23 protein-coding genes and 1 tRNA gene are annotated in these 20,871 nt (G+C 42.6%); 17 read left to right on the forward strand and 7 right to left on the reverse strand.

What is annotated here, in order from left to right; translation table 11 throughout:
• Positions 1 to 17: 17 nt before the first annotated feature.
• The 9 genes from JO943_RS07190 to JO943_RS07230 all read left to right on the forward strand — a co-directional run bounded on the left by JO943_RS07190 (position 18) and on the right by JO943_RS07230 (position 6,025).
• On the forward strand, positions 18 to 509 hold the full coding sequence (locus tag JO943_RS07190) for a hypothetical protein (protein ID WP_202740395.1): 492 nt from the start codon (positions 18 to 20) through the stop codon (positions 507 to 509).
• Between the two features lie 12 nt (positions 510 to 521).
• Positions 522 to 1,202, forward strand: coding sequence for a hypothetical protein (locus tag JO943_RS07195; protein WP_202740534.1), 681 nt, complete (start codon positions 522 to 524; stop codon positions 1,200 to 1,202).
• A gap of 70 nt (positions 1,203 to 1,272) precedes the next feature.
• Positions 1,273 to 1,605, forward strand: a complete 333-nt coding sequence (locus JO943_RS07200) for a hypothetical protein (RefSeq protein ID WP_202740396.1) — start codon at positions 1,273 to 1,275, stop codon at positions 1,603 to 1,605.
• Between the two features lie 120 nt (positions 1,606 to 1,725).
• Positions 1,726 to 2,016 carry a hypothetical protein gene (locus tag JO943_RS07205; RefSeq protein ID WP_004774636.1) on the forward strand — a complete coding sequence of 97 codons (291 nt, stop codon included), beginning with the start codon at positions 1,726 to 1,728 and terminating at the stop codon, positions 2,014 to 2,016.
• A 54-nt stretch (positions 2,017 to 2,070) separates the two neighbouring features.
• A complete protein-coding gene (locus JO943_RS07210; RefSeq protein WP_202740397.1) occupies positions 2,071 to 3,120 on the forward strand; it encodes a DUF932 domain-containing protein in 1,050 nt (349 codons plus the stop codon).
• A 292-nt stretch (positions 3,121 to 3,412) separates the two neighbouring features.
• Positions 3,413 to 3,646: a helix-turn-helix transcriptional regulator gene (locus tag JO943_RS07215; protein ID WP_202740398.1), complete on the forward strand. Its 234-nt coding sequence runs from the start codon at positions 3,413 to 3,415 to the stop codon at positions 3,644 to 3,646.
• Between the two features lie 150 nt (positions 3,647 to 3,796).
• On the forward strand, positions 3,797 to 4,897 hold the full coding sequence (locus tag JO943_RS07220) for a hypothetical protein (RefSeq protein WP_202740399.1): 1,101 nt from the start codon (positions 3,797 to 3,799) through the stop codon (positions 4,895 to 4,897).
• A complete protein-coding gene (locus JO943_RS07225; protein ID WP_202740400.1) occupies positions 4,894 to 5,337 on the forward strand; it encodes a hypothetical protein in 444 nt (147 codons plus the stop codon). The genes JO943_RS07220 and JO943_RS07225 overlap by 4 nt, the downstream gene beginning before the upstream one ends.
• Positions 5,324 to 6,025 (forward strand): hypothetical protein, encoded by a 702-nt coding sequence (locus tag JO943_RS07230; protein WP_202740401.1) that lies wholly within the window; start codon positions 5,324 to 5,326, stop codon positions 6,023 to 6,025. The genes JO943_RS07225 and JO943_RS07230 overlap by 14 nt, the downstream gene beginning before the upstream one ends.
• Positions 6,026 to 6,282: 257 nt before the next feature.
• Here the strand turns inward: JO943_RS07230 and JO943_RS07235 are convergent, their stop codons facing one another.
• The 3 genes from JO943_RS07235 to JO943_RS07245 form a co-directional block, all read right to left on the reverse strand.
• Entirely contained in the window at positions 6,283 to 6,873 is a 591-nt protein-coding gene (locus JO943_RS07235) for a hypothetical protein (protein WP_202740402.1), read from the reverse strand.
• A gap of 103 nt (positions 6,874 to 6,976) precedes the next feature.
• Positions 6,977 to 8,152: a tyrosine-type recombinase/integrase gene (locus JO943_RS07240; protein WP_202740403.1), complete on the reverse strand. Its 1,176-nt coding sequence runs from the start codon at positions 8,150 to 8,152 to the stop codon at positions 6,977 to 6,979.
• A 182-nt stretch (positions 8,153 to 8,334) separates the two neighbouring features.
• Positions 8,335 to 8,424: transfer RNA gene (locus JO943_RS07245), tRNA-Ser, on the reverse strand.
• 123 nt (positions 8,425 to 8,547) lie between these two features.
• Between JO943_RS07245 and JO943_RS07250 the strand changes: the two genes are divergently transcribed.
• The 3 genes from JO943_RS07250 to JO943_RS07260 all read left to right on the forward strand — a co-directional run bounded on the left by JO943_RS07250 (position 8,548) and on the right by JO943_RS07260 (position 11,977).
• Complete coding sequence (locus JO943_RS07250; RefSeq protein WP_005227781.1) at positions 8,548 to 10,428, forward strand: potassium transporter Kup; 1,881 nt, start codon at positions 8,548 to 8,550, stop codon at positions 10,426 to 10,428.
• A 165-nt stretch (positions 10,429 to 10,593) separates the two neighbouring features.
• A complete protein-coding gene (locus JO943_RS07255; protein WP_032868507.1) occupies positions 10,594 to 11,667 on the forward strand; it encodes a DNA/RNA non-specific endonuclease in 1,074 nt (357 codons plus the stop codon).
• Between the two features lie 67 nt (positions 11,668 to 11,734).
• Positions 11,735 to 11,977 carry a hypothetical protein gene (locus JO943_RS07260; RefSeq protein ID WP_202740404.1) on the forward strand — a complete coding sequence of 81 codons (243 nt, stop codon included), beginning with the start codon at positions 11,735 to 11,737 and terminating at the stop codon, positions 11,975 to 11,977.
• 48 nt (positions 11,978 to 12,025) lie between these two features.
• Here JO943_RS07260 and aqpZ read toward each other — a convergent pair whose 3' ends face one another.
• A complete protein-coding gene (gene aqpZ, locus JO943_RS07265) occupies positions 12,026 to 12,715 on the reverse strand; it encodes an aquaporin Z (RefSeq protein ID WP_005227775.1) in 690 nt (229 codons plus the stop codon).
• Between the two features lie 176 nt (positions 12,716 to 12,891).
• Positions 12,892 to 13,899, reverse strand: a complete 1,008-nt coding sequence (locus tag JO943_RS07270) for an AraC family transcriptional regulator (RefSeq protein WP_202740405.1) — start codon at positions 13,897 to 13,899, stop codon at positions 12,892 to 12,894.
• 116 nt (positions 13,900 to 14,015) lie between these two features.
• Between JO943_RS07270 and JO943_RS07275 the strand changes: the two genes are divergently transcribed.
• Positions 14,016 to 14,660, forward strand: coding sequence for a sterol desaturase family protein (locus JO943_RS07275; RefSeq protein ID WP_202740406.1), 645 nt, complete (start codon positions 14,016 to 14,018; stop codon positions 14,658 to 14,660).
• 302 nt (positions 14,661 to 14,962) lie between these two features.
• On the opposite strand, the gene hisF is transcribed toward JO943_RS07275, so the two are convergent.
• On the reverse strand, positions 14,963 to 15,721 hold the full coding sequence (gene hisF, locus JO943_RS07280; protein ID WP_004657307.1) for an imidazole glycerol phosphate synthase subunit HisF: 759 nt from the start codon (positions 15,719 to 15,721) through the stop codon (positions 14,963 to 14,965).
• Between the two features lie 101 nt (positions 15,722 to 15,822).
• On the opposite strand from hisF, the gene JO943_RS07285 reads away from it, so the two are divergent.
• From JO943_RS07285 to JO943_RS07295, 3 genes are read left to right on the forward strand one after another with little or no spacing between them, the layout of a single operon-like run.
• A complete protein-coding gene (locus tag JO943_RS07285; protein WP_199949083.1) occupies positions 15,823 to 16,773 on the forward strand; it encodes a homoserine kinase in 951 nt (316 codons plus the stop codon).
• Positions 16,774 to 16,782: 9 nt separating this feature from the next.
• On the forward strand, positions 16,783 to 17,400 hold the full coding sequence (locus JO943_RS07290) for a DUF1294 domain-containing protein (protein ID WP_005282578.1): 618 nt from the start codon (positions 16,783 to 16,785) through the stop codon (positions 17,398 to 17,400).
• Positions 17,401 to 17,435: 35 nt separating this feature from the next.
• Positions 17,436 to 17,831, forward strand: a complete 396-nt coding sequence (locus JO943_RS07295; RefSeq protein WP_005227764.1) for a DUF4870 family protein — start codon at positions 17,436 to 17,438, stop codon at positions 17,829 to 17,831.
• Positions 17,832 to 17,863: 32 nt separating this feature from the next.
• Here JO943_RS07295 and JO943_RS07300 read toward each other — a convergent pair whose 3' ends face one another.
• The gene (locus JO943_RS07300; protein WP_202740407.1) at positions 17,864 to 19,264 is read right to left on the reverse strand and encodes an LLM class flavin-dependent oxidoreductase; all 1,401 of its coding nucleotides are present in this window, start codon (positions 19,262 to 19,264) and stop codon (positions 17,864 to 17,866) included.
• 348 nt (positions 19,265 to 19,612) lie between these two features.
• On the opposite strand from JO943_RS07300, the gene JO943_RS07305 reads away from it, so the two are divergent.
• Positions 19,613 to 20,863: an SfnB family sulfur acquisition oxidoreductase gene (locus JO943_RS07305; protein WP_202740408.1), complete on the forward strand. Its 1,251-nt coding sequence runs from the start codon at positions 19,613 to 19,615 to the stop codon at positions 20,861 to 20,863.
• The last annotated feature ends 8 nt before the right edge of the window (positions 20,864 to 20,871 follow it).

Genomic DNA, 20,871 nt, shown 5'->3' on the forward strand with positions numbered 1-20,871 from the left:
AAAATGAATAGGTAAAAATGATGAAAAAATTAATTGCCGTGGCAATCCTCGCTAGCAGTTTTAGTGTCCTTAGCCATGCAGCATCTTCTTATGGATTAGGTTCAGCAGAAACCATGGCGCACTTAGTCAATGTACAGAAAGGCAGTGGTTATCAAGCTATTTGTACCTACCGCTCAGCAACACTTCATTATGGTGTACATGAAGTTCAAGCCTCAATGTTCGATGGCTGTGAACAACAGCTCGCCTATACCGCAACTTGGGAAGGTGGAGGCATTTTAAGAGTATTCGGCACACGGAACAGTTTATTTGTTCGACGCGTTGGTTACCGTGCACCAGCCAAAGCATCACAACCAGCCCCAGTCAGTAAATACAAACGCTTATGTGATAACCCAAACGTCTCAGAAAGCTTTAACCAAAAGACGGGTGAGATGACCAACTGCCGAACAGGTGAGGTAACGATCGATCCTCAAATCAAGGCACTCAAAGAACAGGGCCTATGGCCGCATTAAGGGGGATAGATGATGCAAAAACTTCAAACATCAAAGCAGATAATCCTTGGACTATGTATTGCGGTGATTGTTGTTGTCGCTGCTGTTTTATTTAACCAGCAGCAACAACGTAAAACCGATATTGAGTTGGCACAACTTGCACTAGAGCAAAGTAAAGTACAGCAGCAAGCAACGGATCAAGGTAATGCCACATCAGAACCAAGGGAACCCAAGCTCTCTGGCATTGAAGGTCTAACCGAAGATCCAGAGACCCAAACAGCACATCTTGAAGTCAGTGCGGATGATGTTGCAGGGGCACTTGCCGCAGTCGATAGTGCTAAAGCCAGCCAAAAAGCAGCAGCAACTGAACGTTTAAGTTACGACGTTGATGCCCAATACCATGAAGGAAAAACCCTAAGCACAAAACTTTCCCGCTATGGTTTAAAACCAATCCAGTCTGCACCAGCCGACTTGCGCACCACTGTTGCTGATATTGATCTCATGCTGGCTTCTCACCTTATGGAGGTTTGGGGACGTTCTGCTCCAGATCAAGTTGCCAAACGCTTAGAAGGGTGGAGTGAACAGGGCAATACCATCACTTACCGTACTGCATGGGATTCAGATCGTTATCAATGTACCTGGTATGTGGTGCAGTGGAACAAAAGCACAGATGAAGTCATCAACGAAGGTTACAAGCCTTGCTTTGGTCGCTAAGTCCAACCTGTTTTTACAATACATTCATTCAAACCAACATGACTTTCATGAATAAATACGAGATAAGCTTATGAAATTGATTCAACTCCTCAGCTGCGGTTTTTTAACAATGGCAGTGAGTTCAATGGCCTTTGCCAAAACCGAACAGATTACCTTAAAAGCCAATGTACATTACGGCGAAGAAGCGGTGGTTTTCACCACCACCAAAGGCGAAGTGATCCTGAATAGTTTTGCGCTACCGATTCAGGTTGCCAAGCAACTCAAACCCTATAAAAAAGGGCAATGTCTGGAAATTCAGTCCAAGAATGGTTTCTTTAAAGATACGGGCGATGGCGCTTATATCCAAAGCATTCGTCCATGTAAGAAACCTAACCAGACGACTACAAAGACAACGAATCGTTAATCAAAACAATCATCACCCCAATTCCCCAAACTGCATAAACCCTAAAAAACCACGAGCTAATGCTCGTGGTTTTTTTATGCCGGTTATTCAACCTCTCAATATCTAAATCAGGAGTACATGATGCAGCAATGTCCCTATTGCCACTCAACCCATGTGCAATTACTACGGCGTACCCAGGAAACCCAATCCAGAACCAAGATTTCATTTTCTTCTTTTTCACCGATGACACTGGCAAGTGCGGGCATGGAACTCTCAAAACGGCTGGGTATCAATCCACTGCTTGGCGGCTTTATTGGTCTGACCGCAGGCGGAATGTTTCTACTCTACTTCCAGCAACAGGACAACCTCGTGATCTGGCATTACCAGTGCGAACAATGTCTGGAACAGTTCGAAATCAAGCGGCCTGAATAGAACATAACTCTTATTACATTCTCTCTTTGTTTATACATCTAAAAGGAAAACATCATGGCACATCAACTTGAACAAATGGCCTATGTAGGGCAAACCCCTTGGCACGGCTTAGGCAATCAATTAACCCATAACCAGCCAATCGAAGTCTGGGCACAACAGGCAGGTATGAACTGGAGGATTGAATCTTCCAATGTTAGTTATATGGCCCAAAACCATAGAGGGCAGAACATTATCATGCCTTATGAAGAGCAGCGGGTACTGTATCGATCTGATAACCTTGCTCCGTTATCCGTGGTGAGCCAACGTTTTCATGAAGTACAGCCGATGGAAATTTTAGAGTTCTATCGTGACCTGACCGAGCAATCGGGTTTTGAACTGGAAACTGCAGGTGTACTCAAGGGCGGAAAGAAATTCTGGGCATTGGCAAAGACTGGACAGACCTCCGCTTTAAAAGGAAAGGATGTTAGCAACGGCTACATTTTATTGGCAACGGCCTGTGATGGAACTCTGGCAACTACGGCGCAGTTCACCAGTATCCGTGTGGTATGCAATAACACTCTGGCGATTGCACTAAGAGGGCAGCTAAGCAGTACAGGTGTGGTGAAGGTGCCACATAGCACCCGATTTGATGCGGAAAAGGTTAAACAGCAACTGGGTATTTCAGTACGGGCATGGGATGAGCATATGTATGAAATGAAGCAATTGAGTCAACGTAAAGTCACTCAACAAGAAGCCGCAGCGTACTTTGATGCAGTGTTTAACAACACCAGTATGAGTATTGCGGAACAGGATGAGAGTATCATTCAGTTCTATCGAAAAGCAGTCATACCGAACCAAACTCACTCAACTCGATCAGATAATAAAACTGAACCGAATGGACGGGCCATGTCCAAGGTGATGACCATGTTTAACGGGCATGGGCGTGGGGCAGAGCTGAGTTCAGCCAAAGATACAGCGTATGGATTACTATGCTCAATCACCGAATTCGTCGATCACGAAAGACGTGCGATGAGTAAGGATCACCGTTTGGATTCAGCATGGTTTGGTGCAGGATCAACTATTAAACAACGTGGCTTGGAACAAGCACTTAGAATGGTAGCTTAAATTAGCCTAAGAACGTCAAACAGCACCTTCTGCTGCATTTTTACGTGTGGCTTTTATGCTCAAAAAATCGGATTTTTATGATTTTATCGATATAGGATTATTTACAATGATCAGTCAAATTCAAAATAGTTTAAACCACCTTCCTTTACATTTAATTATTCAAACCAAGCAATCCTCAAAAATTAGAAAAAATAAATTACCTTCAACCCAATTTCTTAATAACCTGTATTTAGGGTATCTAGAAAGGGGAACTGTAATCGGTTCAGGTTTGAATTAACTAAGAGAAAACATCATGGATATACGTAGAACTCAATCATTTCAGATGAATCAAATTATTACAGTTAGTGATGTAATAAAGTTCACTAGTATTAGTCGCTCAAAAATCTATGAAATGATAAATAAGGAGTCAAAATATCATGATCCAACCTTTCCTAAACCTATTCGCTTAAGTGAATCACGTATTGGCTGGTCTGCCTTAGAAATTCATCTGTGGATTGAAGGTAAATTGGAATGTCGAGACGAATAAAGTGAGCTTTTGAACTGTCTCTAAAGTAAATTTATAACTTTTATTTTAGAGGCAGTATCTTTTTTTAATTTAGCATTTGGTCGAATTAAGCTATTTTTTTTTATTAAAGTATATTAATTTAAGCAAAGTTATATTTTAAAAAGTTGAAAAATGACAGCACAAGTAGCGATTAAAGTTGATGAGAATAATGAACATCCACGTAAGAGTTTAGTAAATAAAATTAAACTTTGTGAGGAGCGACGGATAGATCTTGATATTGTTGAAAGCATTTTTGAAAAAGCTGGGATTGATGTCGCTCATAGATGGGGATCGCTTACTAGCGAAGCTGTAAGATGTAGTGATGCAAAAGCTTCACAAATAGAAGAAAAGATATCAACACTTTTAGAAAATCATATTCGCTATGATAATAAACTAATTATGGTTTTTAACCATCTCACTGAAGATGGGATTCAGGAACTCATTAATGCTTTTATTAAAGTTTATAGTGACAGTACGTCTTTTGATGGTACAGAATACGTAGCACATTCTTGTCATCAAATTGCAGAAGATTTAATTCTATATAACTTTAAAATAGTCCGTGAAGTCGCTGAACGAAAAGAATTAACTGAAAGTGACTTAGGTAATTTTGCTGAAGAAGTTTTATCCAAGTATAATAGAATAATAGGCTATCGCCCTGTAGAAATTACCTGTTTTGATGCTATAGCTCTTGACTTAAAAAACAAACGATTAATTTTGCAATTAGATCTGGGGAGTATCATTCTAGCGAATGCCGTTGATAAGTTTTTTAATAATTTAAAAGTAAGTATTAATAAGGCATTTCGAAAAGTTGGCGTCACAAATTGTCGCATCCCGGATAAGGCCCAATTTATAAATCTTTATACTACTATCCAAAACTTTTATGATAATAAAGAAGGTGAAATTACGAAAGCGTCTTTTTCCACTTCAAAGAATAATCATCATGAAACTTTGAGAGATCGAGCTCGTGATATTCGTAAAGCTGAATATCATCTAAGAGGTAAAGCTGCTGAAGAGGCTCTAGGTGGTAAAATTCGTCCCTATCGGATAAGTAAGCGTTTTCAACGTATTGCAGATACATGGCCTCAGGTTTATACAGGTGTGCATTATCGTTATTTTAATAAAGCCATATCAGGAACGAAGAATTTATATGAAGCACATATTTTTGATATCAAATCTTATGATGATTATGTTTTCATTATCGATAAGATCTTAGCGAATAGAACTATCACATGAATTCTTCATTAAGAGATAGCTATTTCCATCAAGTTATTCGAAATCGGAAATTTTCTGAGTATTCCGATATAAAGTTAAGCTGTCTTTTTATATTGGATTATTTAATTATTGCTGGAATAGATCTTGAGGTCACTTTTAGCTTTGATGAGTTACGTGAGAAGGTTAATAGTAGAATTAGTAATGAAGATTTTATTTCGAGTGTTTTTTATCTGACGCGAGAAGATATTGATATTCTTGAACAGGGGTTCTCTGCTTGGAGAGAGATAGAAGAACGATATGTGCCAGTAAAGTTTGAAAAAGTAAATAAAATGATTATTTCAAAGAAATTTTCGCATCCATTTACAGGCGAAGAACTCTCTGAAAAACAGTTTTATAACTTGGTTCTTCCTTATTTTGGAGTTACTCAAAATTTCTTGGATCATAAAAATGACCAGTATTAATTTTAATGATCAAGCTGTATTGCAACTCCATCGTATTAGGCATGTTGATTCTCATGAGGAATTCTTACAACTTTTTGAAGAGGTTCTAGATGAGGCGTCAGAGCGAATTTGTTCGAATGTTAATAAAAACTCTGAAGTGAAGAATTTTAAAGATTTATATAATTCAGCTCAAAAGAACATACAAGATAAAGATGAATTTAAAAAACACGTAGAACTATTACATAGAAAATTAGAAGATGACATTTCTTGTCGAATTGTAGATTACTTAGATTCAAAAGGTTTTATTTCTATGCATGATCCTAATAACAATGGACATGTTGATATATTAGTACAAAACCAAAGTAAAAAATTTAAGTGGATTGGAGAAGCTAAACTATATGGTGGAGACAAATACCATGAGAAAGGGCTTTATCAGTTGATAAATGACTACTCAACTGGTAGGAAATTTGAAAGTGGTGGTGTTCTAATTTACTTAAACAAAACGCAATACTCTGTTAAGGAAGTAATGCAAAGCTGGGATGCTCATCTTAAAGAGTTAGCCACAGATCCTAATAATAGACTTGAAAATTTTACTTCTGAATTTGATGAACATACAAGTTCAATTTTTTACTCTCAACATACTCATCATAGGTCAGGCGATCCTTACCGTATAAGGCATTGCTGTTTGGATATACGAATTGATTTTTGATTTGTTTTTTTTATTGCTACTTTAAAAGAAACAATTAGGTTGAGAGCCTTAATCAAATTAGTGAGAATTTCACAGGCTAAACTGCTTGATGAAGGCACTATTATTGGTGTAATGGCTCTCTCTTTAACCTAAATGTCAAAGTTGGAGCATTTCAAAAAGAATTTATATCGAAATGCTTATAGCCAGCATAGTTTTTGCTAGAGAAGTACACCTCTTTCACTTATTTATTAGTTTTGATTTTATTTAGTTGGTTGAAATTAATATAATTTTAATAATTTTTCATATTCGTTGGAGTCTTGCAACATAGGAATCATTTCAAGATTTTTATATCTAAACAGAGTTGGCATTTCATGAAATAGGTCAAAAAAGAAAGAAACTGTTTCTTTGTACATTTCTTGCTTTAATTTGGAGAAATTTGGTCTGTAGAACTCACCTGAGCCGAGTATAGGAGTGTAGAAGATCTTTATGTGATTGATGTGGAGACCTGGCAAATGCTGGCTAATAAAGTAATTAATCATGTCCTCAAAGTTAATTTCATAGAAATCAATTTCTTTATCTTCATCATAGTCATATCGAATATTCGTGATAATGAGCCATGTTTCTAAACTGTAAGGGTGATAAATATAGATATCTGCTGAAATATCTTCGCCATCCTCATTTTCATAGCCAGCAGGTAGAGGTGTATAAAAACCATCAAAGGCATTAGTTACGAGCTGAGCTTGAGATTTCTCAGAATCATCAGCAAAGCTGCGAATAGCATCAACGGTATTCTGATGCAACTTAAAAGCTTTATTAACTATTCCGCGGCGTTCATTGCTTTGTTGATTAATTTCAGTTCTAGTTTTCACAAATGTTAAAATCCTTTCAAAATTTTATGATTCAAAAAATGTAGGGAATCCTACTTTTTAAAATAGGATATCCTACCTAATTGTGCAAGTTAAATTTTTATGTTTAGGTAATAATTTTAGTTCTTAAGCTATCAATAAAATCAGACCATTCCTGCATCATCTTGATTCTGTAATCCAAATGCTGAGCATGGTTATAGGCTTGAGATACGGCGTTCCCAACTCGATGTGCCAGTTGGATTTCAATCGCATCATGCATGTAGCCTTGCTCATGTAATGTCGTTGAAGCTAGCCCGCGGAAGCCATGTCCAGTCATCTTCCCGTTATAGCCCATAGTACGAATTACGCATAGAAGAGCATTGCTACTCATAGGCTTAGCTGTACTATGATTATAAAACACGTATTGTTTATTGCCTGTAAGAGGGCGTAATCGCTCAATTAACTCGATTGCTTGTTTCGACAAAGGAACAATATGTGGTTGAGCCATCTTCATTTTATCAGCAGGTATACGCCATAATTTATTTTCAAAATCAATTTCATCCCATTCCATCATTCTAAGTTCAGCAGTACGTACAAAAGTTAAGGTCATCAACTGAATTGCTGTTTTAATCATTGGACTACCATGATAACGATCCATACGTTCAAGGAATGGGGGAAATTCTGAAATATCCAAACGGGCCATGTGCCTTACTTTACGAGGCTTCAAGGCTTCTTGTAGGTGAGGTGTTGGATCATTTTCAATAATGCCTTTACGAATCGCAAAGCGAAAAATTCGACCAGCTAAAGGAATTGAACGTTTAGCCATTTCCTGTGCGCCACGTTCTTCAATTTTTTTTGCACAAGCAAGTACATCTTTACCCTTAATCTGATCAATAGGTATATCACCTAATGCAGGGAAAAGGTCTTTTTCAAAGACTGATAGATCCCGTATATAAGTCGTTTCTTTAATGACGGCTTTACGATCTTCCATCCACTCCATCGCAAGTGATTTGAAAAGGATGCTTTTATCTATTTGCTGTAATCGTTGATTTTTTACGGCATTGGGATCGATATTATTGTAAAGCTGAATACGTGCTTCATCACGAGTCCGACGAGCTTGTGCAAGCGAAATCTCTGGATAGCTGCCAATAGTGAGAGTACTTTCACGACCATTAAACCGATATTTTAACCGCCAGAAGCGACCACCTGATGGCGTGACTTCTAAATACAGTCCTTTTTCATCGGCATAACGCTTTTTCTTTTCAAGTGGTTTGATTTTTCTAACTTGAGCATCGCTAAGCATTCTGAATGGTATCCATGCAAATTGGGGGACGATTATTCGATTTTTATAATCATCCCCCAATTATCCCCCACAACATGGGGGATTGCAATGGAAAGGGTAGGAACTTGTAAGCAATAAAAAAAGCCTAAGTCCTTTAGATTTAAGCTTTTTAGATCATCTTTAGATGGTTTTGGAAATAATCTTGGCGGTGAGAGAGGGATTCGAACCCTCGATACGCGCAAACGTATACACACTTTCCAGGCGTGCTCCTTCAGCCACTCGGACACCTCACCAAGGTGTGCGATAGTAACCAAAAAAATGCGGGCTGCCAAGTTGTGATGAACAGATTTGCAGAAAAACTTTTTGGCTAATGATAAGATTGCGCCATATAACGTTTTAGTTTGAAGCGACATAATATGCAAAGTACTGCAAAAAAAGCCGCATTGCCCGCGATGACGCTGGCAGCATTAGGGGTGGTATTTGGAGACATTGGGACCAGTCCGCTCTATGCGATACGGCAATGCTTTGTCACAGGACATGTGGATATCAGTGAAGGATCGATCCTCGGCATCCTGTCCCTGATCTTCTGGTGCATGAACCTGACCATCAGTTTTAAATATGTGTCGATGATCATGCGTGCAGACAACAATGGCGAAGGCGGAATCATGTCTTTGCTGGCGTTAAACCTGCGTTCTAACGTATTCAGCAACAAGAATAAAATCTTTCTGATCGCATTGGGCTTTATCGGGGCATCGCTATTCTTTGGTGACGGCATTATTACGCCAGCCATTTCGGTACTGTCGGCGATTGAGGGCCTGAGTCTGATCACACCCACACTGGATCGCTGGTTAGTGCCGATTGCGCTCGGTATTTTAACCGCTTTGTTTATGGTGCAACGACATGGTACTGCCACCATGGGCAAATTCTTTGGGCCGATTACCTTATTATGGTTCGCATCCATTGGCCTGATTGGCCTGTGGAGCATCATTCAGACCCCGTATGTGTTGATGATGGTCAATCCTTACTGGGCGCTGCATTTTGTCTATGACCAGCCAACGGTCGCCTTCATTACCATGGGTGCAGTGATCCTGACCATGACCGGTGGGGAAGCGTTGTATGCCGATATGGGCCATTTTGGACGGATGCCGATCAAGCTGGCCTGGTTTATCGTGGTCTTGCCGTGCTTGCTGCTCAACTATGCAGGTCAGGGCGCCTTACTGTTGCGTGATGCCAAGGCGATTGAAAACCCGTTTTACCTGCTGGTGCCTGACTGGGCCTTATTCCCGATGATCGGACTGGCAACTGCCGCGGCGGTGATTGCCTCTCAAGCCGTGATTACCGGTGTGTTCTCGATGGCCAATCAGGCCATGCAGTTACGCTATTTGCCACGTCTTACCGTGCACCATACCTCTGATGTAGAGCAGGGCCAGATCTATTTGCCTTTCATTAACTGGGTGTTGTTTATCTCGGTAGTGATCCTGATTTTACTGTTTGAAAGCAGTGCCGAACTGGCCAGTGCCTATGGCGTTGCGGTGACCATGACCATGCTCTGCGGTACCATCCTGATCTCGACGCTGGCCTATGGGGTGTGGCGTTGGCCTGCATGGAAAGTGGCGTTGTTTGCGGTGCCATTCCTGATTATTGATCTGATTTTTGTCGGTTCAACCTCATTAAAAATCCTCTCTGGCGGATGGGTACCGATCCTGATTGGTGTGGTGGTGTATACCATTCTGATGACCTGGAAACGTGGTCGTGAAATCGTGTATAACCGCATGGAGACCAATGCCTTGCCAATCGAGTTATTTATTAAAAGTATTGGCATGAGCAAGGAAACCCAATATGTGCCAGGTGAAGCGATTTTCCTGACCGGTACCCCGAATATTGTGCCGCATGCGATGCTGCATAACATCAAGCACAATAAAGTGCTGCATGAGCGCAATGTGATGGTGACGGTCTATACGCAGGATATTCCCTATGTGGCTGAAGCCGACCGCTTAAAAGTAGAAAAGCTGGATGAGCACTTTTATCGCATCTATGTCTATTATGGTTTCAAGGATCAGCCAAATATTCCGGTCGCGCTGGAACAGGCCTATAAACAACTGGATTTTGAGTTCGATATGATGCAAATGAGTTTCTTCATTTCGCGAGACCGTATTGTGCATACCGTTGGTGATGGCATGTCACCATGGCGTGAAAAGCTGTTTATCTCGATGCAGCGCAATACCAGTCCGGTCAGTGACTTCTATCAGATCCCGACCAATCGTGTGGTGGAACTGGGCAGCCAGATCGAAATTTAAGTTTAAGTTTAAGTTGATAAAACAGGCACGCTCAAGTGCCTTTTTTATTGTCTGTTGAGCAAGTGTACAGATTTGCGACATAAAATGTCGCTCTAGGCTGAAACCCAATATACAGCAAGGCTTTGAGTTGTTAAGCTGCGCGTTCATATTGATTTTGATGTAGTTATGGCGAAGAGACCAACCAGAAAGGGTAAAACTCCATTTGCTTTTTTGAGCCAGAATGTTGGAAAGCTTGTGCTGGCTGCAGTCGCGACGGGAAGTTTTGCGATTGCGTTTGGCAATGAAAAAATTTCGAAACTGATTCCGTTCCAGTCCAGTAATGGCGCCTGTTTAAAACCGTTCTATCGTGATGTGCCGCCGTTATTGAGCAAAGACAGTCTGAAAAAAGACAGTTATGCCTTGTGTTTTAATGACTTCAATGTGATGTATTCAGGCATCTCCAAAACGCCGTTGTGGTCAGCGGAATATCTCACCCCTGAACGTTTAAGTGTCAAAATCAAACGTGAAGATAATTTCCATGAAGAAACCCGGGTGCAGTTGGCGCATCGCGCGTTGTTATCGGATTATCGTGGTTCCGGCTATGACCGTGGTCATATGGCACCTAACGGGGACATGAACAATACCGCAGCCCAGTATGACAGTTTCTCCCTGGCCAATATGGTGCCGCAAGCACCGAAGAATAATCAGGAAGTCTGGCGCAAACTGGAAGAAGCGGTGCGTTCCATGGTCACCAAACAGCATAAAGATGCCTATGTACTGACCGGACCAATCTTTGAAGGCAAACGCCTGAAAACCATTGGTAAAGGGGTGATTGTCCCGACTGCGGTCTATAAAGCGGTGTATTTGCCCAAGCAGGGCATTATTGGTGCCTACTATGCGCCGAACAATAATTCACTGCAGGTCAAAGTGGTGAGTGTCTGCTATCTGGAAGAAAAGCTGGGAATTAATTTATTCCCGCAATTGACCGAGCAGCAGAAACGCAATGTCTATCAGTTGCCATTGTCTGCGCAACAGGTAAAGCCGAACAAGGACATCAGCTATTCACATTGGGATGGGCAAAGTCAGTGTGCGGAAGAGGCCAAGACCGATGCCATTCAGGCCCAGCAGCGTCAATTTACCTCACAATCGACTGAGTCGGCAGGCAGCAAGTTGCCGCAGATTGATGAACAGACCAAGCAGGCCATGATTAACCAGCTGATCAATGCCTTGGTACAGTATTTCTTACAAATGTTGCGCTAAGAAACACTTGCAAAGTGATCGTGCTTGGCTCATGTTGGGTGAGAGACAAAAATAACGAGAGAGAAAGATGTTTAAACCTTTTGAACATGGTGATGAGTCGTCAGCAATTTATGATCTGACCCTGGAAAATCAGGTGGATTGTGTGAGCTTATATGGCAATTTGCAAATCACCAAAGATCAGGCTGGTTTAAAAACCGCAAAGGCATTACAAGGCTTTATTAATGAGGTGGTGGCAGCCTTGGAGAAACAGGAGCTGCCTGAACGGATCGAGCGTCAGCCTGAACAGGATATTGAAAATCCATTTTTATAAATAAAAAAACAGCCGATGCAGGCTGTTTTTTTATGCGGTGTGATGCGCTTAGTTTTTCTCGCTGCCCACCACTTTGTAGATCACTGCACCGATAATGGCACCAATGATTGGCGCAACCCAGAATAACCACAACTGGCTAAGTGCAGCAGTTTCTGCAAATAAAGCCACCGCAGTACTACGTGCCGGGTTCACCGAAGTGTTGGTCACAGGAATACTGATCAAGTGGATCAGGGTGAGGGCCAAACCAATTGCAATCGGTGCGAAGCCAGCGGGTGCACGACGGTCTGTTGCACCCATGATCACGATCAGGAAGAAGGCTGTGAGGACTACTTCAATCAGGAATGCTGAAGCCACAGAGAAATGGTTTGGAGAAAGTTCGCCATAACCGTTGGTCGCGAAGCCGCCTGTACCGGCAAAACCAGCCTGACCTTGTACGATAATGTACAACACGAATGCAGCCAGCGCACCACCAATCACCTGAGAAATAATATAAGGCACCAGATCTTTGGCATTAAAACGCCCGCCGACCCATAAACCGACGCTGACTGCCGGGTTAAAGTGACCACCTGAAATATGACCAAAGGCATACGCGCCTGTTAATACAGTTAAACCAAAAGCAAGTGCTACACCAAGAAAGCCGATGCCAAGCTCTGGAAATGCTGCTGCAAGTACAGCACTACCACAACCACCAAAAACAAGCCAAAAAGTACCAAGAAATTCTGCTAAATATTTGTTCATTGTTATCACCAAACATGTTTTAAAAAATAAAAAAAACAAGCATCCAAAACGTTATTATGGATATGTGTCAACCGCGTGAAAAAGTGTGAACTATTTCACATAGGTATATAGGCTCTTGTATAAAACGTGTGAAAAAATGGATCAGTTGTGAAACCGTTAGTTCATGGGTAATTTTATTAAGAATTGTAAATTGTGTTGTTGTTTCGCCACTGTTGCGGGGTTTGCCCGGTCCAGATTTTAAAAGCACGCTGAAAAGCGCTTTGTTCCGAATAACACAGCAGTAGCGCAATTTCCTGCAAACTGAGATGCGGATCTTTGAGATATTCGGTGGCCAGCATAAAGCGCACCTGTTGTACCCGTTGCTGAAAAGTCGTGTGTTGTTGTTGTAAATGACGTTGTAATTGGCGCACGGAAAGGCCCAGTTTTTCGGCAATAAAATCCAGCTGATATTGGTTTTTTTGCAGGCCGGTTAAAATGGCATGTTGTAGCCGTTGATCCAGTTGGGTCGAATTGGGCAATTTATCCAGCAAGGCTTGGGCTTGCTGCAGCAACAGTTGCTGTAAGGTGTGATCACCGCTACGTAAGGGTTTAAATGCTTCGCTGACTGGAAGCAGTAACTGTGTTTTAGGCTGATCAAAGCGCACTTTGCAGTGGAAATACTGCTCATAAATACTGATATTTTTCGGTGCAGCATTGACGAAATGCACTTCATGCAGCTGAATTGTGTCACCGGACATAAACAGTTTCAGGAATTGCACCATCAGGGCAATGGCAATTTCATCGGTCAACTGGGTCGGATGCGGTTCAGGTGCTTCCCAGCGGATTGAAGCATAGCGATCATTGAATTCGACCACCAAAGGACTGCCATCATAAATCAGGCGGTGAAAGTCATGATAACGCGCTAAAGCTTCGCCCAGATTTTCACAGGATAAGGCCAGATAGGCAATAATCCCCAGATGTTTGGGCTGTACATAGGCGGCGATTTCCAAGCCTAGGCCAATTTTCGGATGTAGTCGATTTAGATCTTCTAACAGATCCCGCCAAATCACATAATCAAAGCGTTCCTGATTCTGAACCTGTTGTAATTGTTCAGGAATGGCAATCTGTTCTGCTTCACAATAGGCTTTTAACAAATGCCCCAAACCACCAAAAACAGAGCCGGTATAGTGCTTGAGCTGTGACATCCTGTCCACCTGTTCGCTTGTCGTGTTTTGTCAATATAACTATAGCCTATCGTCAATACTTCGCCTATCAAAATTTATATGCTGAATAAAAATAAGCAAATATAGGGGAGAAGACCATGATTAAAGGTTTTATCGCAGGCTTGGCAGTGGCGAACGCATTTGAATGGTTTGCCCATAAATACATTTTGCATGGCGTACATCGTCCCGGTCAGCCACGCTATAGTCCAGTGCCGAAAAGTATGGAGTCGCACTGGGCCCATCACCGTGAAGTGCGTAAGCAGCAGTTCTCTGACGACTGTTATGTAGAAGGTGTTGAGCATTGGCGCACGCGTAATGAAATCATGTCATTGGTGGTGGTAGCCGGTGTTGCCAGTGTGGCGTTCTATCCACTTTCAAAGGGTATGTCTCTGGCGGCGCTGTATAGTGCAGGCAATTATTATTATGTACACCGCCGCGCGCATCTGGAACCGGATTGGGCCAAACAAACCATTCCCTGGCATTATGATCATCACATGAATTCCAATCAGGATGCCAACTGGTGTGTGACCCGACCATGGTTTGATTATGTGATGGGTACCCGTGTGGTCTCATCTGCAGACTTAAAAGAGGCCAATCCATTGGGTCTCCGCTTGCCTGCAGTATTGTCTAAAACACTGACTCAAGCAGTAGAGGCTGTTTTCCCGGTAAAATGGGTGGAGCACAAACCTAAACTGGTCACAGCAGTGCCGTCGCAAGATCAAACCGATGATGCGGTGGCTTAAAGCGACCGATAAAACAGTATATGGGTTTGATCAGCAGGATTCATAACGGAAGAATCAAAATTTTGTCGTAAATTGTCAATAAAAATGGTTTTTAATGTCAATATTTCTACAGATTTTAGCGCTACTTTAGCTCAGACAAAATATTTGACTATATTTTACTCAAAATGGATATGTATGTTTTACCCTCTAGCGTTATATAACGCCGTTTCTTACCTTGCCCAGCAAGGTATTTTTTTGCCTGTAAAAAGCTTTCCATAAAAAAACCTCTCATCAGAGAGGTTCATATTTCTATCCCTGATGTATCAGAGACGCATTTCAATGCCTTGTGCTGCAAGATATTGTTTTGCTTCTGGAATGGTGTGTTGTCCAAAGTGGAAAATAGAAGCCGCAAGCACTGCATCTGCACCACCTTTTAAAATACCGTCAGCCAAATGCTGTAAATTACCTACACCGCCGGAAGCGATGGTGGGAATATTGACACGGTCATTGATCTGACGCATCAAGGCAATGTCATAGCCTGCTTTGGTACCATCGGCATCCATACTGGTAATCAGCAGTTCGCCTGCACCGAAGTCGGCCATTTTTACGGCCCATTCAATCGCATCGATGCCGGTCGGTTTACGACCACCGTGGGTGAAAATTTCCCACTTGTTCTCGCCGGTTTTTTTCGCATCAATCGCGACCACGATACATTGAGCACCAAAGCGTTGCGAGGCTTCCTGTACAAACTCAGGGGTAAATACCGCTGCTGAGTTGATACTGACTTTATCGGCACCGGCATTCAGCAATAAACGGATATCTTCAACTTTACGGACACCACCACCGACAGTTAACGGTACAAACACGCTTTCTGCCATGCGTTCTACGGTACGGTAGGTGGTGTCGCGTCCATGATGGGTAGCAGTAATATCTAAAAAGGTGATTTCATCGGCGCCTTGTTCGTTATAACGACGCGCCACTTCGACAGGGTCACCTGCGTCACGAATATCAAGGAATTGAACGCCTTTGACGACTCGACCATTATCAACATCTAAGCAAGGGATAATACGTTTTGCGAGCATAAAATTTTCCAAAAAATCGCCAATAAAGAAAGGGGTGCTACACCTTCATGGAGGGAACAGGTATTCTATCAAACTTCACAGCTATTTTTTGCAGGTTTTCCATGTCGGTTTATACCCCGTTGAGTTTAGAAGAAGTTCAAGCCTTTGCCGAACCCTATGGTTTAGCAGTGATTGACCTGATTCCAATCCAAGGCGGTATTCAAAACACCAATTATTTTTTGGTGGATCAATCAAAGAAACAATATGTTTTAACGGTGTTTGAAGAGTTAGATGCTGAAGGAGCGGGTGAACTGGTGCCTGTACTGGATTGTTTGGGTCAGGCCGGCGTGCCTGTAGCGGTACCGTTAAAGCACAGTGGACAGGCGATTCATAGTATTGCCGATAAGCCCGCACAAATTGCACCGCGCCTGATGGGCGAGCATCCTGAAGATGCCAGCATTGCGCAAATTCAGGCGATTGCACAGGCGCAGGCAAAATTACATTTGGCCTTGCAGGGCTTTCCGCTGGAGCGTGATTTTAATCGTAATCATCAATACTGGTCGGATGTGGCCGCACAGCTTAAGCCGCAAATGAATGCGGACGATCAGGCTTTATTGGCACAAGTTTTTCAGCAGTTTGCACAGATTACCCAGCAACATCCAGATCGTCCTACCGGTTTTATTCATTCAGATTTGTTTAGAGACAATACTTTGTTTGAAGGCGATCAGTTGCAAGGCATCCTTGATTTTTATGAATTGAATCAGGATGAATGGTTGTTTGATATTGCGATTAGTATCAATGACTTCTGTACCGCTTATCCGCAAGCGCATCTTGATCAAGCCAAGGCCGATGCCTTCCTGGCTGCCTATCAAGGCATTCGCACGCTGACTGAGGATGAATTGGCCTGTTTAAATATCTTCCTGGCGATGGCGGCTTGTCGTTTCTGGAGCATGCGTTTGCAGGTGGCACAAAAAAATGCCGAGCACGGGCGTACCGGCGATGATATTTTGCAAAAAGATCCGCTACAAATGCGCATGATGATGCAAGACCGTTTACAACGAATCACAGCCTAGGAAAATATCATGCGCGATCAAGGTCGGTTAGTGGAGTGGTTTGATGATAAAGGCTATGGCTTTATCCAACCCAATGACCCGCAAAAACAACGTGTTTTTATTCACATTAAAGACTTTGCTCGCACAGGGCCAAGGCCGATTATCGGTTGTGCGCTGGAGTATGTGGTGATTCTGGATGAGCGCGGTCGTTATCGCGCTCAGCAAGCCGTGTATTTAAAAGCCTCGCAAGTATTTGAGCATAAAGCCAAAGCTGAAAAGCCAACCGCTACTAAACCGTGGTCGGCCATGCAGATTGCAATTGTGATTTATATTGTCTTTATGCTGGTCGCCAGCTTTAGCAAATTATTGCCGCCGTATACCCTGTTATTTGTCAGCTTGATGAATGTGGTGAGTTATTGGCTGTATGCGCAGGACAAAGAGGCGGCGCAACTCGGGAATCGCCGTATTCCCGAGCAGACCCTGCATATTGTGGATGCTTTGGGAGGATGGTGCGCCGGTTGGCTTGCTCAGCAAAAACTGAGACATAAAACACAAAAGCAACCGTTTCGGAAGATTTATTTCTGTACCATAGTCTTTAATATATTATTGATATGTTGGTTAATTTCTCCACTTAATGTGTTTTATTAATATTAAGCGGAGTCTGACACTGGAGATAAATAGAAATGAATTATTCCGTTGATCAAGATCCGAATCGTACTTTGACTCTGGTCCTGTACATCCTTTATATCCTTGCAATTTTTACGGTAGGTTTATTGGCCATTGTGGCCTTGATCATCAACTATGTGAAACGTAGTGATGTCCAAGGCTCGATTTTTGAAAGTCACTTTACCTGGCAAATCCGCACCTTCTGGTGGTATCTGGCCTGGAATATTATTGCCTTTATTCCGTTCTCGTTCCTGTTCCTGACAGGCGATAATGGCACTGCCTTTGCCGGTGTCGCTATTTCTGCAACCACCTTTGCCTTTGCGGTGATTTTCGGTGCATGGATCTGGATCGTCTATCGTGCCATTCGCGGTTTGATTGCCTTGAATGACAACAAGCCGATGTACCAAGGCTAATCGATCAGAACTCGTTTGGTTGAGTGCAACCACTAAGCGAGTTCTATAGCGTTTTTGGTTTTCGCTGTGGAGTGATAGCGATAGCTTGCCCCGCGATGCTGCTCAGGCAGCAGTGGGCCTTGCCCAAACAGCTTTTCGCGTAAAGTTCCTTCGGGATATTTAGTTGGATAAACTCCGCGTTGCTGAAGCTCAGGTATCAGATATTCCACCACATCCTCAAAAGTTTGATGCGCCAGAATATAGGCCAGGTTAAAGCCATCAATGTCGGTTTCTTCCATCCATACCTGAAGTTGATCTGCAACTGTGGCCGCTGAGCCCACCAGAACTGGGCCATTACCACCGATACTGATAAATTTGGCAATCTCTTCAATGGTCCAGACACGATTTGGATCGGCTTTTACATAAGAATCCAGCATCGATTGAATCGCATCAGTATGAATATATTCAACTTTGTCTTCTGCATGGAATTGCGAAAAATCCACTCCCGACCAGCCGGATGCCAAGGTTAAGCCGCCATGATAACTGGCGTAGTTTTGATAGTCTTGGAATTTTGCTTGGGCTTTTGCATCGGTTTCTTCCACCACGATGGACAGCATGGTGTAGATCAAGATTGAATGAGGATCTTTGCCTTGTTCAATCAGGTTGGAGCGGATACCTTGCACCAGTTTTTTCACAGCTGCTTTAGTTGGTGCAGAAATAAACACACATTCAGCATTTTGGCTGGCAAATAATTGTCCACGACTGGATGCGCCTGCCTGATACAGTACAGGGGTGCGTTGTGGTGAAGGCTCGCAGATATGAATGCCGGGAACGTTAAAATATTGGCCTTGATGATTGATGGGGTGGACTTTACGATGGTCGGCAAAAATACCCCGTTCCTTATCACGTAACACCGCATCCTGTTCCCATGAACCTTCCCAGAGCTTGTAGAGCACTTCTAAATATTCGTCAGCAATATCATAGCGTTGATCATGGCTGACCTGGGTTTTAAGGCCTAAGTTCTTGGAACCGCTTTCCAGATAGGACGTCACAATATTCCAGCCAATGCGGCCTTTGGTCAGGTGATCCAAGGTACTCATGCGTCGTGCAAAAGGATAGGGATGTTCAAAAGAAATCGAAGTGGTCAGGCCAAAGCCCAAATGCTGGGTAACGGCCGCCATCGCAGGTACGATTTGCAAAGGATCATTTACCGGAACCTGTACGGCACCTGTGAGTGCATGTTCTGCCGATTGATGATAAACATCATAAATACCTAAAACATCGGCAATAAAAATCCCATCAAACTTGCCGCGTTCCAAAATCTTGGCCAAATCGGTCCAGTAGTCGAGGTCTTTATATTCGATCGAGCGATCCTGAGGGTGGCGCCACAATCCAGGCGATTGATGCGCAATACAGTTCATTTCAAAGGCATTAAATCTAATTTGCTTAGTCATTGGTCTTTACTAAATTAAAGATTTTTATTGATATTAATTAAAAAATATTGAATTGATTAATCATAAAAAAATAAAACTTTATCATGAATAGATTTAACAGGTTCTTGCAGTGTATTTTTATCGATTATTTTTATTAAATTCAAAAGGTTGTTTTGCTTTTTTTCTGGTGAGGTACATTGAGGTGTTAGTTAACCATAGGTAATTAATGATTTTAAATACTATTTTAAATAAATAAGTGATGGTTTGAGTTTATTTTAAATAAAAAGATTAGTTTCTATATTTAACTTATAAATATGCAATAAAAATAGTGCTAGTTTATTTTTATAACTGGAACAATGAGTATTTATAATGACCTCAAAAATAGAAATCAAACTGGAAGATGCGCAGAGTATTCCGCAAGATTTTTACTTGAATAATACGCCGGCACATGTGATTGCTTCAGATCAAGAAGCCCTTGCCGTGGCCCATCGCATAGCGGCTGCTTTTGCCAAAGAAGCGGCAAAACGTGACCATGAGCGCAAGCTGCCACTGCAGGAAATCCAGCAATACTCCGCCTCGGGTCTGTGGGGGATCAATATTCCAAAACAGTTCGGTGGTGCAGGGGTGAGTTATAAAACCCTTGCTGAGGTGGTGACCATTATTTCCAGTGCCGATTCATCTTTAGGACAAATTGCACAAAATCATTGGGCCTTTTTAGAACATATCCGTTTGGATGCGTCATTGGAGCAGCAGCAGTTTTTCTTTGATCAAGTGTTGCAAGGCAAGCGTTTAGGCAATGCATTCTCGGAAAAACACTCGAAAACCGTTGCGGATTTGACCACTAAAATTGAATTTAAAGAGGATTATGCGCTGATTAGTGGTCAGAAATTCTTTGCCACAGGCGCTTTATTGGCACACTGGATTCCTGTGGTTGCTGTGAGTGACGAGGGCAAAGTATTTGCTGCACTGGTACCACAACATAGCCCAGGTTTGACCATTGTGAATGACTGGAGCAGTTTTGGTCAGCGCACCACGGCCAGTGGCAGCGTGCAGTTGGATCATGTGCAGGTCGATTTAAAATATGTGGTGCCGATCCATCAGGCTTTTGAACGTCCCACAGCAGCAGGTGCAATTTCACAAATTATTCAGTCCGCTGTCGATGCGGGAATTGCGCGTGGCGCTATTGAGGAAACCATTCGCTATGTGCGTGAGCATGCCCGTCCCTGGATTGATTCAGGTCTGGAACATGCCAGTGAAGATCCCTATACCATTAGCAATATCGGCGAGCTAAAAATTAAATTGCGTGCCGCAGAGGCGGTTTTAGCCTTGGCCGGTGAGGCGATTGACCGTGCTTTGGCCAATCCAACCGAAGACAGCGTAACAGAAGCAACCTTACTCACGGCTGAATCGAAAGTACTAACCACTGAAATCGCACTCTTGGCGGCCAATAAATTATTTGAGTTGTCGGGTACCCGTTCCACCTTATCCGAACTGAATCTGGATCGACACTGGCGCAATGCACGCACGCATACCCTGCATGATCCGGTACGCTGGAAATACAATCTGGTGGGTAATTACTATTTGAATGGTGTGGCTCTGCCACGTCATGCGTGGAGCTAAGAGGACGG

The sequence above is a fragment of the Acinetobacter sp. 'aerobic (ED)' genome (assembly GCF_904886855.1).
Taxonomy (GTDB): Bacteria; Pseudomonadota; Gammaproteobacteria; order Pseudomonadales; family Moraxellaceae; genus Acinetobacter; species Acinetobacter courvalinii.

Coding starts and splice junctions, on each gene's coding strand:
- JO943_RS07255 (WP_032868507.1), top strand. CDS start 10,594: ATGGCGAAGAGACCAACCAGAAAGGGTAAAACTCCATTTGCTTTTTTG.
- JO943_RS07240 (WP_202740403.1), bottom strand. CDS start 8,152: ATGCTTAGCGATGCTCAAGTTAGAAAAATCAAACCACTTGAAAAGAAA.
- JO943_RS07195 (WP_202740534.1), top strand. CDS start 522: ATGCAAAAACTTCAAACATCAAAGCAGATAATCCTTGGACTATGTATT.
- hisF (WP_004657307.1), bottom strand. CDS start 15,721: ATGCTCGCAAAACGTATTATCCCTTGCTTAGATGTTGATAATGGTCGA.
- JO943_RS07295 (WP_005227764.1), top strand. CDS start 17,436: ATGAATTATTCCGTTGATCAAGATCCGAATCGTACTTTGACTCTGGTC.
- JO943_RS07290 (WP_005282578.1), top strand. CDS start 16,783: ATGCGCGATCAAGGTCGGTTAGTGGAGTGGTTTGATGATAAAGGCTAT.
- JO943_RS07230 (WP_202740401.1), top strand. CDS start 5,324: ATGACCAGTATTAATTTTAATGATCAAGCTGTATTGCAACTCCATCGT.
- JO943_RS07220 (WP_202740399.1), top strand. CDS start 3,797: ATGACAGCACAAGTAGCGATTAAAGTTGATGAGAATAATGAACATCCA.
- JO943_RS07210 (WP_202740397.1), top strand. CDS start 2,071: ATGGCACATCAACTTGAACAAATGGCCTATGTAGGGCAAACCCCTTGG.
- JO943_RS07275 (WP_202740406.1), top strand. CDS start 14,016: ATGATTAAAGGTTTTATCGCAGGCTTGGCAGTGGCGAACGCATTTGAA.
- aqpZ (WP_005227775.1), bottom strand. CDS start 12,715: ATGAACAAATATTTAGCAGAATTTCTTGGTACTTTTTGGCTTGTTTTT.
- JO943_RS07200 (WP_202740396.1), top strand. CDS start 1,273: ATGAAATTGATTCAACTCCTCAGCTGCGGTTTTTTAACAATGGCAGTG.
- JO943_RS07285 (WP_199949083.1), top strand. CDS start 15,823: ATGTCGGTTTATACCCCGTTGAGTTTAGAAGAAGTTCAAGCCTTTGCC.
- JO943_RS07250 (WP_005227781.1), top strand. CDS start 8,548: ATGCAAAGTACTGCAAAAAAAGCCGCATTGCCCGCGATGACGCTGGCA.
- JO943_RS07190 (WP_202740395.1), top strand. CDS start 18: ATGATGAAAAAATTAATTGCCGTGGCAATCCTCGCTAGCAGTTTTAGT.
- JO943_RS07305 (WP_202740408.1), top strand. CDS start 19,613: ATGACCTCAAAAATAGAAATCAAACTGGAAGATGCGCAGAGTATTCCG.
- JO943_RS07270 (WP_202740405.1), bottom strand. CDS start 13,899: ATGTCACAGCTCAAGCACTATACCGGCTCTGTTTTTGGTGGTTTGGGG.
- JO943_RS07260 (WP_202740404.1), top strand. CDS start 11,735: ATGTTTAAACCTTTTGAACATGGTGATGAGTCGTCAGCAATTTATGAT.
- JO943_RS07205 (WP_004774636.1), top strand. CDS start 1,726: ATGCAGCAATGTCCCTATTGCCACTCAACCCATGTGCAATTACTACGG.
- JO943_RS07300 (WP_202740407.1), bottom strand. CDS start 19,264: ATGACTAAGCAAATTAGATTTAATGCCTTTGAAATGAACTGTATTGCG.
- JO943_RS07215 (WP_202740398.1), top strand. CDS start 3,413: ATGGATATACGTAGAACTCAATCATTTCAGATGAATCAAATTATTACA.
- JO943_RS07225 (WP_202740400.1), top strand. CDS start 4,894: ATGAATTCTTCATTAAGAGATAGCTATTTCCATCAAGTTATTCGAAAT.